Origin of the sequence: Pseudomonas sp. KNUC1026 (assembly GCF_021650705.1) — a bacterium.
GTDB lineage: Bacteria > Pseudomonadota > Gammaproteobacteria > Pseudomonadales > Pseudomonadaceae > Aquipseudomonas.
In genome coordinates this window covers 1698044-1712040 of sequence record NZ_CP087138.1, presented here as the reverse complement: position 1 = coordinate 1712040, position 13997 = coordinate 1698044, and the positions used below count along the sequence as shown (strand labels likewise).

Here is a 13997-nt window from a genome sequence, read left to right as displayed (position 1 = left end):
GATCGCAGCGAGGCAGCTCCAGCCCTCGAGGGCCTGCTGAGCCGCTTCAAAATGGCCGATGGCACCGCGCTGAAGGAGGTACTGAAGCTGTCTTGCCCGAGGCTTCCGGATGAACGCCAGCCGCCACTGCTGGGGCTGGCCCAATGCATGCTTGCCCCAGACGGCAAGAGGCTGTCCGCCCGGGTAACGTTGTTTGGCTACCACCTTGCAACGCTGGACGACAAAGGCGCTCTGACCCCCAATACGGCCCTTACCCTGGAAAACATCACTATCGATACCACATCGTCTCCCTGGACAGTCAGCCAGGCTGCAGACGCCGAGGGTTTACGGATCAGCCTGCAACAAAACGTCCGAATGCCCGGAAACGGCGGATCGCAGCAAACCGTCACTAACTGGTACAAGGATAACAGCACACGCATTACGCATACGCTCAAGGAGACTTTCAGCCATGACCCTGAAAACCTCACCCACCGCAGTTGCACAACGACCACGCTGAGCGAGGGTGGCCGCGAGCTCACGCCGGTGTTGTCGCAGCAGGTACGCAGTGCTCTGAGTGGCCTGATTCTGCGTGAATCCAATCAGGATGAACTTGGCCGCCCCACCACTGCCGTGATTCATGTCTACGACGCCAGAAAGCGCAAAGCCATGAGCTACATCACCGACTATGACGCCGCGACATTCACGCAAGGTGCCGATAGCCAGGTAGAGGACCAGGGCGTGCGTCGCGTGGAAACGGGTGAAGGTACCTGGCTGATCGTCATCGGGCCGGACGGCCGTTGCGGAAGAACGCTCTACGACGGCCTGCAGCGCCCCGTCCGTCATGAGCTGCAGCGCTACGCGGGTGCCGATCACAGCGCGCACAACTACTGCCTGATTCAGGACCTTCGCTATGACGCCTACGGCAACGTCGCTGAACAGAACCTGTATGACTATCTGCCAGGCGGGCTACGCCGCCGGCAGCCCAATCTGCAGTTTCCTGCCGGTCTGAAAGACTGGTTCTGGCAAGGTGAAACGTCCAGCACCTCGACCGATGCGGCCGGCAATACTTCCCAGGTCACCGAGCAGACCCTGGGCAGCATGAGCAAAGACGTTAGCGCGAGCGTGCGCCAAACCATGACCACCCACGCCGATGGCCGTTTCAGTCAGCTCCAGCAGCGGTGGTCTGGCGCCGAGAGTGAGACGAATGCCAGCCGCGTCGATATCAATAAGAAATTAGACGCGCTAGGCCGCGTCATTGAGCTGGCTGAAACCGTTGCCAACCCGGATGGCAGCAGGCCAGCGGTGCCCACCCGCATCTGGCGCATGGGCTACGACACGCTAGGCCGCAAGGCCAAGCAAGAGTGCCCTGACGGCATGACCGTCGAGTATGACTATCAGGGGTATGCAACAAGCCCTACCAGGCTCACCGTTCGCAAGGGCGATCAGGTTCGCGTGCTTGGCAGCCAGGCCCTCAAGGGTGAGGGATTGGAGGGCGAGCAGGTCGTCAGCAGGGTTCGCGGCGAAGTAGCCAAGCAAGGCGCGCTGACGTATGGGTATGAGGAAGACGCCACTGTACTCCCGGACAGCTCGAAGATCGTCAGAGAAGCCAGCGCGGATGGGGAACGCGTCTACTTCTATGCGCAGTACCCGGCAAACGCCGGCAAAGCGCTCAAACGGACCTTGCTGGTCAGCTTCAAGCGCTCGCTCATTGCTCGCGCGGTGAGCAAAGAGCGCCATGAAGCGGATGAGTATCAGGGCCAGAACGAAGAAACCATTACATCGGCAGCGCTTCTGGGCACATACAGCGTTCGCCAACAGGCCCGTGGCTCGAGCCATCGGCAGTGTGCGCAACAGAGCCTGCGGGGTGAAGTCAGCCAGATACTCCATGCCAACACCGTAACAGGCCAGTGCTGGCGCGATAGCAACGGATTGGTACGCCGTGCGCGACGCGATGGCATGGAATACCTGTACGACTATACAGCCCAAGGTCAGATAAAGCGGTTGATGGTGAAAGGCAGCCGTGCAGATTGCGACCTTGAAATGAATCGCGACTATGACCTGCAAGGGCGCGAAATATCCAGGGAGTACCGACTTGCCGGCATAGCGGTCGTCCGTCATGAACTCGAGTGGTCTTCAACGGGCCAGTTGCTGAGCAAAGCGGTGTACCGCAACGGGGAGGCTGAGCCGTCCAGCCGCCAGACCTATGCCTATGACTCGTTGCGTGGGTGGCTGTTGAACTGGACGATCGCAGCCAACGAAAGTGACCAGGCCCACGACAGTGATGGCAACGTACTGATTGGCCAAGCCTATCAGTATGATCTGTTGGCCAACCTGACCCAGTGCCGTAGCCAGCGTGCAGACGGCACCGTCGAGATTCGCGACTACAGCTACCACGCTCACTACGCCACACGCCGTGAAAGCGTGACCATCACGCTGTTGGCCTCGTCGGGCAAGGAAATGTCGCGTGAAACTCGGCAACTGAACTACAACGCCAATGGCAACCTGTCACTGAACGAACGGGGCCAGACCCTGAGCTATACACCCACCGGCAGATTGGCTTCGGTCTCCGATTCAACCGGGCTGCTCACCACCTACGAATATGACGCCGACGATCGCCTGATTGGCCAATGGGACAACAGTACCCGGCAGCGCATGCTACTGGCCTACAGCGGTGATCGCTTGTGCATGGAGACGTGGCAAGACGAGCACAACGTCGTTGTCAAGCGGCGGATCCTGGACGAGCAGGCGGGGCTCGCCATTCAAGTGGTCAATTCGACAGACGACGACATCCGCAGCCAAACACTGTTTAACCTGGCTGATCCGCAAGACGGCGGTGCAGACCAGTATCGGCTTGGAGACGACGGCACCTGGGCGCGATCAAGCGTGACCTTCTCCCCTTGGGGGAAGCATGCCTCCAACGGCTGCACACCCTTGAAGGGGTCGGGTTCAATCAACAACGGGTTGACCCGGTCACAGGCTGCTACCACCTGGGCAACGGGTACCGCAGCTACGACCCCGGTGAGAAGTGCTTCCAGCAACCTGATGCCTGGAGCCCGTTCGGTTTGGGCGGGCTGAATGACCGCGCTTACTGTACAGGCGACCCCGTCAACTGGCATGACCCCAGTGGCCACTTCATGATCAGCCGTCAGGGCGCTGCAAGCCAACTGGCGAGCCTGGATGAAATGATTCGCGACACGGCACCTCCTGTACATGAACGTGCGGCCTGGTGGGAGTGGGTGCTGTTGGGCGTGTTCACCGTAATAGGCGTGATTGCCGCGTTGATGACAGGGGGCGCAATGATGATATTCCTGCTGACGATACTGGTCATCAGTACCATACTGGAGATCGCCAGCCTCGCCACCAGGCATACCAACCCCAGGCTTTCGAAGAAGTTAGGGTATGCCGCACTGGCCACAGGGCTCGCAGACATAGCAGTGGCCGGTTTCAAGAAATTGGGGCAAGGGTTGATATGGGTTGCGCGTCGAGCCAACCAGATGCGAAAAGCCGTGAAATTTCACGCTGTTTTCAAACTGGCGCGCCGGTCAAAAATTTATGTCAGCCATTTCGATGACATCACGCAAATCGGCAGCGTATCCGACAAGGCGCGCGCCGCAGGCGCAGCCAGCAGGCTAGACAATGCGTTTGATATCGGCAGTGAAGCAAGACATATCGATGGCTTGGTCGAAAATTCACTGGGGATCACAACATGGGGCGGAAAACACATGGGCTTCTCTGCATTGAGCCCGAATAAATACAATGCCGGCGGTGTGTATGCCACGGTGGATCACTATCGGGTCGCCCACACGATCGCCAAGAACAGCGATGAAATCGCTGATATCAGTTCAGTAGCCAAGCAATACAGTAAAGCCGCCAAGCAGCATAAAAATTCTCAGGCCATTGCACAGTCTTCGCTGATGAGTGATGCGGCAGACACGCTCGGACGTGTGCACAAGAAGGTCGCCAAACAACATGCAGCACTCAGAAAACTGAAGGCAGAGCATACACAGGCTTTCGAGCAAGTGACGACGCTGAAGGGTGTACATGAGGAGCTGGTTGGCCTCAGGACCTACCAAGAGTTTCATTTTCAACCCAACACTGCGAGCAGATTTCTGGGGAGAGACCACGGCCCGGATGTCCCTGACCTAGAGCAGTTGCTAGGCACCTCGCGGCCGTCAAACCGCAAGGAGATCTATGACGAGCTTATAGGGTCGCTTGATGCACTGGATCTGGATTTGGCACCGGGTGGCCGCGTTAAAAGCGTACTGGATGACGCCGCAGAAACAGCCAAGCACTTGCACCCGGATAACTACCAGGTGGTTCACCCCCTTACCGGGGAGGTGTCAACCGTTCAGCAGCTGCAGGACCAATATTTCAGGACCACGTTGAATCAGGAGATGGCGAATGCGCTAGGGGCTCAAAAGAAAGCAGCCCTGTTCAACCTGGCAAACACGATCGGCGATCAAAAACCCGTCAAAAAATGGTGGGCGCTTGCCGAGGCAGAGAAAGACGTTGCCAAACGGCACCGCATGTTCAGGGAGATACATCGTGAGCTGATAAACAGTTGTGCGTCCAGGCATACCATCGCCGTGCAGCGGCTTGAGCAGGCGAACGCCAGGCTGGGGGCAAAAGCGCACGTTGTGCACGACCTGCTCGATGAACAAGCCAACGCCTATAAGATGTTCAGCGACGCGCGCGCGAATTGGTTCAGCAGTGCCACAGGCTCGGTCCCCGAGGCCAAATTGGCCCCTCTGCGCATGCTGGAGACACCGATGAGCACACCGCAGTTGCGCTTGAACGTTTATGGACATCTAGACGAACTGGGCTTGCAAGCCACTATCAGCACCCGCGGTCAGGAAGTGATTCATGAGATGTCTGCCCCGCGGTATGGGTTGCGCGTTTCACACTGGGAGGATCGCACCGACGCTGCGTTGAAGGCACTTGAGAAGAAAGGGCTCAATGAGCGCGAAATGCAGGAAGTCACCAATAGGTTGGGAGGCAATTCTCCAGCCGTCGCCCAGTGGTGGGGGCCTGAACAATTGCACCGTCAACTGATCGCAAAAGGCTTGGACCCCGCCAATTTCGATCAAGTGCGACTGGTCATGTGTCACGGGGCAACCGGGGGCGATGCCTCATTTGCCAAAAAATTCGCCCTGACGTCCAACTCATCGGTAAAAGCGTTCGAAAACAGCGTCACCTCCACAGGGTTCATCGAAGCAGCGGGTAGCCACCACACCAACGGCCTGATCGAGCACATGGGGCATCAGAGCAATGCAGGGGCCTTGGCAAAGATGGAGTCAAGTTATGAGGGGCTTGTGCAGCAAGTGACTGAATCAGGCAAAACACTGGGGGACATCACTACAGAAGCAGGCAGAAGCTTTAATTCCGTCTATTTGTCTCTGGCCAAGCACAATAACGCTTACAACACGTATCAACCACGTTATTTTTCGCCACTGCAAGACTTGGTCGATTCATACAAGTCGGCTGTTCCCATGCGTTTGCCACCCATCTAGAAAGTGCTGCAATCTTGCGGGGGCGTGGAGCACGCCCCACGCACGGCGCACCCGGTCAGCAGTGGCCTGACGATGGTTGATCCGGGAATGCCATGGAGAGCTCATGAACGGAAATTCAGGGCTAACGCTGGTAACGCTGAACGCGCCTCGCTGCCTTACCGTCAACCCCGGTAGCGCCGGCGCGGCCTACGGCATCTTCAGTAGATGCACTGACTACCAGCTGCCACAAAGCTTGCAGGCGCAAGGAGACGCTACGATCTAACAACTGCACCACGCTGCTTTACTCTGCAATTGAAACGAGTCGCTGGGGGTGGTTTTCGCTGTAACGAAAAAAGGCCCCGAAGGGCCTTTTTCAACGACTCGCAGAAGTGATGAACACCTGCAAATCAAAATATGGAGCGGGAAACGAGACTCGAACTCGCGACCCCGACCTTGGCAAGGTCGTGCTCTACCAACTGAGCTATTCCCGCGTTGTGTTGCGGGCGCCATTCTATCCAATCCAACAGCGCCGTCAACCCTTTGATTCAAAGAAAGATTTATTCAGGCCCCTGCGCCGCTCGAAAGATGCGGCCAGGCGGCGCGGAGGTAGTTGAGCATCGACCACAACGTCAGCCCCGCCGAGACGATCAGCAACGCATAACCCACCAGCACGAAGAACGAAAAGGTCGGTGGGTTGGCCAGCAGGATGACCAGTGCACCCATCTGCGCGGCCGTTTTCCATTTACCCAGGTTGGAGACCGCCACATGCGCACGTGCGCCCAGCTCGGCCATCCATTCGCGCAGTGCCGACACCACGATCTCACGGCCGATGATGACGGCAGCAGGCAGTGTGAGCCAGATGTTGTGGTGTTCCTGCACCAGCAGCACCAGCGCCACAGCCACCATCAGCTTGTCGGCGACCGGGTCGAGGAAGGCACCGAAGGGTGTGCTCTGCCCCAGCTTGCGCGCCAGGTAACCGTCGAGCCAATCAGTGGCCGCAGCGATGGCGAACACCGTGCTTGCGGCCACGAAACTCCAGCCGTAGGGCATGTAGAACAGCAGGATGAAGATGGGAATCAGGACGACGCGCAACACAGTCAACAGATTGGGGATATTCATCGATGCCACTGGCTAAGGCTCTGAAAGGGGGATTCTACTCGCTGTGCAGGCTGGCGTAAATCGACTCGGCCAGCTTTTTGCTGATGCCGGGCGCCTTGGCGATCTCGTCGGCGCTGGCCCGGCCCAGTTCCTGCAACCCGCCAAAGTGCTTGAGCAGCTCGCGGCGGCGTTTGGGGCCTACCCCGGCGACGTCTTCAAGGGTGGAAGTGCGCCGGGCCTTGCCACGCCGAGCGCGGTGGCCGGTGATGGCGAAACGGTGGGCCTCGTCGCGGATCTGCTGAATCAGGTGAAGCGCCGGTGAATCGCCCTTGAGGGTGAATTCATGAGCGACATCGTTAAGGTACAGCGTCTCGAAGCCGGCCTTGCGGGTAACGCCTTTGGCAACACCCAGCAGGGTCAGATCGCTCAGCGCCAGCTCCTGCATCACCTCGCGGGCCATGTTGAGCTGGCCTTTGCCGCCGTCTACCAACAGCACATCCGGCAGCTTGCCCTCGCCGTCCTTGATCTTGCTGAACCGCCGGGTCAGGGCCTGCTGCATGGCCGCATAGTCGTCACCGCCGGTCACGCCCTCGATGTTGTAGCGCCGGTAATCGCTCTTGATCGGGCCCTCGGGGCCAAACACCACGCAGGAAGCTACAGTCGCCTCACCGCTGGAATGGCTGATGTCGTAGCATTCCAGCCGCTGCGGCACCTCGTCGAGCCCCAGCACCTGGGCCAGCGCCTCGAAACGCGCGGCCATGTGCTGCCGATTGGCAAGGCGTGCACCCAGCGCCTGCTCGGCGTTGGTGACGGCCATCTGCTGCCAGCGCGCGCGGGTACCGCGCACCCGGTGGCTGAAGTCCAGTTCCCGGCCGCGCAGGCTGGCCAGCGCTTCGCCGAGGGCCTGGATGTCCTCGGGCACCACGTTGAGGATCACTTCGGCGGGCAGCTCGCGCTCACCGCCGCCCAGGTAATACTGGGACAGGAACGCCGACATGACCTCGCCCAGCTCTTCCTCGATGCCGACCTGGGGAAAGAAGTTCTTGCTGCCCAGCACCCGCCCGCCCCGCACGCTGATCAGGTGGACGCAGGCGCCACCGGGGTTGACGAAGGCCGCCACCACGTCTACGTCACCACTGCCGCCTTCCATGCTCTGCTGGTCCTGCACGCGGCGCAGCACGCCGATCTGGTCGCGGATCTCGGCGGCTTTTTCGAACTGCAGTGCCATCGCGGCGCTTTCCATTTCGGCGGAAAGCTCCTGGGTCAGTTGCTGGCTGCGCCCTTCGAGGAACATGATCGAATGGCGCACGTCCTGGCTGTACTCCTCCGGCTCCACTGCACGTACGCAGGGCCCTTTGCAGCGTTTGATCTGGTACTGCAGGCACGGCCGGGTGCGGTTCTTGAAGTAGCTGTCCTCGCACTGGCGCACCTGGAAGGTTTTCTGCAACAGGCTCAGGCTCTCGCGGATGGCCCCGGCGCTGGGATAGGGGCCGAAATAACGCCCGCGGCCCTTCTTGGCGCCGCGATGGATCGAAAGCCTGGGGTATTCGCCGTCGGAGAGGTACACGTACGGGTAGGACTTGTCGTCGCGCAACAGGATGTTGTACGGCGGGCGCCACTCCTTGATCAGGTTCTGTTCAAGCAGCAGCGCTTCGGTTTCATTGCCGGTAATGGTGGTTTCGACCGAGGCGATACGCCCTACCAGCGCAGCCGTTTCAGGCGCCAGGCCGCTTTTGCGGAAATAGCTGGCCAGGCGTTTCTTGAGGTTCTTGGCCTTGCCGACGTAGAGCAGGCGCGCACCTTCGTCGAACATGCGGTAAACGCCAGGGCGCCCACTGCAGGTGGCGAGGAAAGCACTGGCGTCGAAGGGGGTGGTCATCTCAGGCGTTGGTATCGACCATGCCGTGGCGAACGGCCAGCAACGCAAGCTCGACGTCGCTGGTGATGGAAAGCTTCTCGAAGATCCGGTAACGGTAGGTGTTCACCGTCTTGGGGGACAGGCAGAGCTTGTCGGAGATGGCCTGCACCTTCTGGCAGTCGACGATCATCAGGGCAATCTGGATTTCGCGTTCGGAGAGCAGGTCGAACGGCGAGCCGCCGGTTTGCGGCTGGAATGACTTGAGCGCCATCTGCTGGGCGATCTGCGGGCTGATGTAGCGTTGGCCGGCGAATGCCAGGCGAATCGCCTGGACCATTTCCTCGAGGCCGGCCCCTTTTGTGAGGTAACCCGCAGCGCCGGCCTGCAGCAGGCGGGTGGGGAATGGGTCTTCCTCGCATACGGTAACCACTACGACCTTGATGTCGGGGTAACTGCGTTGCAGCTTGCGAGTGGCCTCCAGGCCGCCGATGCCGGGCATCTTGACGTCCATGAGGATTACATCGGGCTTGAGGTCGCGGGCCTGCTGCAACGCCTGCTCGCCGGACTCGGCCTGCCCCACTACCTGGAAGCCGTCGATGTCGGCCAGCATTCGAGTGATGCCTGTGCGCACCAGATCGTGGTCATCGACCACCAGCACCTTGATCAAGCAAGCACCCCTCTCATCCCCAGTACGCTTCAGCGCGCTACCTTAACAAAGTTCGCACCGCTTACCTAGCCAAGATCACGCCGTCGGCTTGCGCGCCAGCGCCTGTGCCAGCTGCAGCACCAGCCCCTGTTCACTTGCCGGTAACTGGCCAAGCGCTGCCACCCACTGCTGCTGAGCATCGGCCAGGCCCTCGGCCTGAAGTGGCGTGCGCCGGGCAGTCAGCACGTAAAGCACATCGACACCGACCGCCGAGACAGCGGCCAGGTAGTCCGCCTTTGGATGGCGCTCTCCACTCTCATACTTGCCCTGAGCGTTGGGCTCGACACCGCCGATCTCGCCGAAAGCACGTTGGGTCAAAGCCAGGCGTTCCCGCTCTTCACGCAGACGCGAGCCAATTGTAGCCATTTGAATGTATAATCCAGGTTCGGCACCTTCAAAAAGGTGCAAATTAAAACACTAACATGTCAACCGAAACGGACTTGAACTATGCACGGGATACGGACTGCCGCACAAGCGCGCGCATGGCTGGACCACCAAGGCAAATCGGTACAGGAGTTCGCGCGCGAACACGGTGTAGACCCCGCCACCACCTATCAGGTGCTGTCGGGGAGAAAAAGGCCGGCGCGGGGAGGCGCACAAGGTCGCAGTACTGCTGGGCATGAAGGAGGGCGTTATCCCGCACGCCACTCCGTGCGCGTGCCAGTGCAATCGAGCGGCGCCCTAGCCGGCACACTGCACTCCATGCGCCAGAAGCAGCCCTCTTCGCCCACAACGGCGAAACCCAGGCGCTGATAGAGGCGCTGTGCAGGGTTGTCCTTGAACACGGTCAGGCGCACCGCCGTGAGGCGCCGCTGGGCCGCAAGCTCGAGGGCATCGGCCAGTATCGCCGTGCCCTGCCCCTGCCCGCGGGCTGCATCGACCAGGTGAAATTCACGGATGTACAGCGCGCGCGGGTCCTGGGTGAGGCTGATGTAGCCCAGTGGCCCGTCGGCGCCGATCAGCAAGTAGTTTTCGCGCCAGCTCCAGCCGGCGTCGTAATCTTCGTCGCGCCACAGCAGGCCGTGGTGCGTGTAGTACGGCATCATCGTGCGCCGGGTCAGGGCCCGGGCGAATGGCAGGCCTTCGGCATCGTTTGCCGATTGCCAGCGCGCAGGTGTGGTCATCCTTCCTCCTGTCTTCAAGGCCATTGCCATGCCCGGGTGGGCTCGGTTAAGCTCCGGCCACATTCAGACGAGACACTACCATGCCCCGCGCCCTCATCGCCTCCACCGCCGCCGCCTGCGTTTCGCAGCGTGCTGCCGTGCGTGAAGCGGCCGCGGCATCGTATTTTTATTTTGGGTATTGGTTTAGCCGCTGGCGCGCCTGATACCCCCAAGGCGCCCATTCTCCGGGTCGCCTCCCACAGTGTTTGAAAACACCCCCGGTCGGCCTCCCGACCGGGGGTTTTGTTTTTTCACCTTTCGAAACGCTCAACGACGAGGAACACATCATGTATCAAGCCTATTACCGCAGCGCTGCCTATACCTGGCGATTTACCACCCCCCGCTTGGGCCAGTGCGCCACCTCCGAGCGGCCCGTTCACGGTGGCGAACCCCTCCGAACACCCCCGCGATCCCGCTTGCCCTCATAGGCCAGGCGGGCGCGCTGCCGATAAAGGACGCTCCCAATGAACGCTTCGCTCAATCCCCTGCCACTGACCACCGCCAGCGCTCACCCAGGTGTCGGCCAACGCTTGCCCACTCCCTTCACGCTGCGCCAGCAACTGCCCCTGCCGGGCCGCCTCGCCGCCCAAGTGCAGGCCGACCGCCAGGCCATCGCCGATATCCTCGCCGGCCGCGACCCTCGCCTGCTGGTGGTGGTGGGCCCTTGCTCCCTGCACTGCCCCCAGGCCGCCCTCGAATACGCTCAGCGCCTTGCACCCCTGGCACGCGAGTTGAGCGACCGCCTGCTGATCGTGATGCGCGCCTACATTGAAAAACCGCGCACTACGGTGGGCTGGAAAGGCCTGGCCTACGACCCGCACCTGGACGGCAGCGACGATATGCTCACAGGCCTTACGCTGTCCCGCGAACTGATGCTGAACATTCTGGCACTGGGCCTGCCGGTGGCCACCGAGCTGCTGCAGCCGATGGCAGCAGGCTACTTCGACGACCTGCTGGCCTGGGCCGCCATCGGCGCGCGCACCACCGAATCGCAGATCCACCGCGAGATGGCCAGCGGCCTGAACCTGCCGGTGGGCTTCAAGAACGGCACCGATGGTTCCACCGCCATTGCCTGCGATGCGATCCGCAGCGCCGCACATGGCCATCGCCATTTCGGGCTGGACGCCCATGGCCACCCCGCCATCGTGCGTACCGAAGGCAATCCGGGCGGGCATCTGGTGCTGCGCGGCGGCCACCGTGGCCCGAACTACGACCGCTCCAGCGTGATGGCGGCCCGCGAACGATTGAGCAAGGCAGGTGTGTGCCCGCGCATGGTGGTCGATTGCAGCCACGCCAACAGCGGCAAGGACCCTGCACGGCAACCTCTGGTGCTGGAAGAAGTGCTGGCTCAGCGCGCGGCGGGCGAGCGCGATGTGGTCGGGGTGATGCTGGAGAGCAACCTGTTCGAAGGCAGCCAGCCCTTGAGCGCGAACCTGCGCTACGGCGTTTCCATCACCGACGCCTGCCTGGGCTGGGATGCCACGGCCAGCCTGCTCAGGCAGGCAGCTCAGGGCTAAGGCAGTGCGCTTTGGCCGGCAGCACCGAACGGGCTGCCGGCCCCCTGTGCTCATAGCGGTGGCGATGCCGAGACCACCCGCAGCGCCAGCCCTTCATAAGGGTCCAGGTGAATGGTGAAGTCGCCAGCCTCGCTCAGGTCCCCCTCCACCCGCTCGTTGATGATGTCTACCACTGGCCCCGGCGCAATGCCCGGCAGGTGGAGCGTCTCATCCAGCGGCTCGGCGCTGAAGTTCAACGCAGTGATCTGGGTACCCTTGCCCGCAGGTAGTTCGTGCACCATCACCAGCAAGCCTGGATGTTCAACCTCCGGCACCATGATCTGCTTGCTCGCCGCGATGTCGTAGGCGCGGCGCACGGCAAGGATTTTCTTGAGCTGAGAGGCGAAAGAATCGGGCCGCTCCAATTGCTCGGGCAGGCTGCCGTACAGCGATCGCGCGCGCGGCATACCTCCGCGAGACGGCTCGCCACTGGGGTCCGAATCCACCAGGTCATAGGCACCCCGGTGAATCCAGCGGGTATCACCGTCGGCCATCAGATGTTCGACCTGCTCATGCGGCAACGGCAACGCCCCGACCAAATCCCAGCCTGACAGCGCAAAGACACCGGGCTGCATGGCGTTGTACATCACCAGCAGCAAGTGAATGTATTGCACCTGGCGCACCTGCTCGGCCGTCATCGAATCCAGCTCGCGAATGCCTAGCGCAGCCGTGATGATGCTGGCCGTGGTGCAGGCCACGCCGTTGGTGACGAACTTGAGGTTGTACGGTGCGTGCTCACCGGCCAGGCGTTCGTACATTTCCTCGCGGATGTGCTCGCGCAGGATGCTGCCGGGGAAGGTCTGGCCTTGATACAGGTATTGGTCGTGAGCGTGCAGGGTCCAGAAGTGCACCAGTTCCAGCGTCAGCTCGTCATGGTTCTGCAACGCATGAATGAGCGAGGCCGGGTCGATCTCGAAACGGTGCATTTCCTTGAGCATCAGCCGCAGGAATTCGGTACGCCCGGTGAGCAGCGCGTGCTGGTAAGCGGGCCGGGTGATGAAGTCGTAGGACAGGTCGGCGCCACCGTTGGACATGCTGGCGATGTCGTCCAGGGTCAGGTTCAGCTCCTGGAAGCTGAAGCCGCCGGCCTTGCGAATGGTGCCTGCCAGCAACTGGTTGCCGGTGATCGACAGCGGGTGGCTTTCGGACCAGGCCGTGCCCTCGGCACGCCGCTCGACACCGAGGAAGCCGTTCGCGTCCAGGCGAAGCACGCGGGCACCGACTACATCGATGGCGTGCAAGGCGTCGCCAATGATCATCTGCTGGGCGCCGAAACTGGGGTCGAGCCAGTTCAGTGACGGCTGGCCTTCCTTGAAGTAGTGCAGGTAAACCCAGCGCCGTGGCTTGCCGTCCACGCCGGTAATCACCGGCGTCGCACTCCAGTCGGTTTCCTTTACACCCGGTTCGAAGAAGATCACCCGTTGCAGCTGGCCAACGATGTAGTGTTTCTCGCGCAGCGTGTCCACCACGGCAGGCGGCAGGTTCACCGCATCGCGGCCCTCGGGCACCTCTGGCAGCAGCGGCCAGTCGTCCTCGCGGATCTCCACCATGTGATAAAGGCCGGGTAATCTTCATAGGCAAGCTCCGCCAGGCGATAGTCGGCGCCCTTGCCAGTGTGCGAAGGGATCGCGTCTTCAATCACGATGGCGTTGTGCGCGGCGGCCATGCGGCTGAGCGCGACCATCTGCGCGTCATCGCCCAGCGCCGGGTCGACATCGAAGCTGATGCGGTCGAAGTTGCCATCGATCGTGGGCGTATAGCGCTTGCCCTGCAAGCCACCTGAAAGCTTCAGCGGGCCGTTGTGGATGCCCTGGATACCGATGTCCGACAGCGCGTGCCACAAATCCTCGTCGGCCAGCGCCTGCAGCACGGTCTCCCCTTCGCGGGTAACGATGGAGGAAGGGTATGGCGGTGAACCACACCGAGGCGATCGCCGACGCGTCGCGCGGCCGGGCCAGGGCGAATGGCCGCTGCCATAGCCGCGCCTGGCCTGAATACAGGCGCGCGCGATCCTTGGCGGCCTGCAGCATAGAGCGCTGCACCAGCCATTGCACGTGGTCGGGAGTGGTCATAGGCAAGGTCCTTTTCAACGGCGTGTCCAGTGTCTGAACGCAACGGCGAGCCAATGTTGCATTGGGCTTGTTGATC

General features: G+C 61.4%; 8 protein-coding genes, 1 tRNA gene and 2 pseudogenes. 4 read left to right on the top strand and 7 right to left on the bottom strand.

All coding sequences use genetic code 11. The annotated features are described in order from the left end of the window. Positions 1 to 51: 51 nt before the first annotated feature. Together LN139_RS07805 and LN139_RS07800 are read left to right on the top strand one after the other, a co-directional pair. The gene (locus LN139_RS07805) at positions 52 to 3054 is read left to right on the top strand and encodes a hypothetical protein (RefSeq protein WP_236359414.1); all 3003 of its coding nucleotides are present in this window, start codon (positions 52 to 54) and stop codon (positions 3052 to 3054) included. Then, on the top strand, positions 2967 to 5489 hold the full coding sequence (locus LN139_RS07800) for an RHS repeat-associated core domain-containing protein (RefSeq protein ID WP_236360317.1): 2523 nt from the start codon (positions 2967 to 2969) through the stop codon (positions 5487 to 5489). Before LN139_RS07805 ends, LN139_RS07800 begins: the two co-directional genes overlap by 88 nt. A gap of 394 nt (positions 5490 to 5883) precedes the next feature. Here the strand turns inward: LN139_RS07800 and LN139_RS07795 are convergent. The 5 genes from LN139_RS07795 to LN139_RS07775 all read right to left on the bottom strand — a co-directional run bounded on the left by LN139_RS07795 (position 5884) and on the right by LN139_RS07775 (position 9496). After that, a tRNA-Gly gene (locus LN139_RS07795) sits at positions 5884 to 5959 on the bottom strand. Between the two features lie 70 nt (positions 5960 to 6029). Then, positions 6030 to 6587 (bottom strand): CDP-diacylglycerol--glycerol-3-phosphate 3-phosphatidyltransferase, encoded by a 558-nt coding sequence (gene pgsA / locus LN139_RS07790; RefSeq protein ID WP_236359413.1) that lies wholly within the window; start codon positions 6585 to 6587, stop codon positions 6030 to 6032. 34 nt (positions 6588 to 6621) lie between these two features. After that, positions 6622 to 8445, bottom strand: a complete 1824-nt coding sequence (uvrC, locus tag LN139_RS07785; RefSeq protein ID WP_236359412.1) for an excinuclease ABC subunit UvrC — start codon at positions 8443 to 8445, stop codon at positions 6622 to 6624. Between the two features lies 1 nt (position 8446). Next, positions 8447 to 9091: a response regulator transcription factor GacA gene (gene gacA, locus LN139_RS07780; RefSeq protein ID WP_236359411.1), complete on the bottom strand. Its 645-nt coding sequence runs from the start codon at positions 9089 to 9091 to the stop codon at positions 8447 to 8449. 75 nt (positions 9092 to 9166) lie between these two features. Next, positions 9167 to 9496: a helix-turn-helix domain-containing protein gene (locus LN139_RS07775; protein ID WP_236359410.1), complete on the bottom strand. Its 330-nt coding sequence runs from the start codon at positions 9494 to 9496 to the stop codon at positions 9167 to 9169. Between the two features lie 81 nt (positions 9497 to 9577). On the opposite strand from LN139_RS07775, the pseudogene LN139_RS07770 reads away from it, so the two are divergent. Continuing rightward, positions 9578 to 9815 (top strand): annotated as a pseudogene (locus LN139_RS07770) (DNA-binding protein). On the opposite strand, the gene LN139_RS07765 reads toward LN139_RS07770, so the two are convergent. Beyond that, positions 9763 to 10254 carry a GNAT family N-acetyltransferase gene (locus tag LN139_RS07765; RefSeq protein WP_236359409.1) on the bottom strand — a complete coding sequence of 164 codons (492 nt, stop codon included), beginning with the start codon at positions 10252 to 10254 and terminating at the stop codon, positions 9763 to 9765. The pseudogene LN139_RS07770 and the gene LN139_RS07765 sit on opposite strands and share 53 nt — an antisense overlap. Positions 10255 to 10757: 503 nt before the next feature. Here LN139_RS07765 and LN139_RS07760 point away from each other — a divergent pair. Beyond that, a complete protein-coding gene (locus tag LN139_RS07760) occupies positions 10758 to 11810 on the top strand; it encodes a 3-deoxy-7-phosphoheptulonate synthase (protein ID WP_236359408.1) in 1053 nt (350 codons plus the stop codon). A gap of 50 nt (positions 11811 to 11860) precedes the next feature. Here the strand turns inward: LN139_RS07760 and treS are convergent. After that, positions 11861 to 13921 (bottom strand): annotated as a pseudogene (gene treS / locus LN139_RS07755) (maltose alpha-D-glucosyltransferase). Positions 13922 to 13997 lie beyond the last annotated feature (76 nt).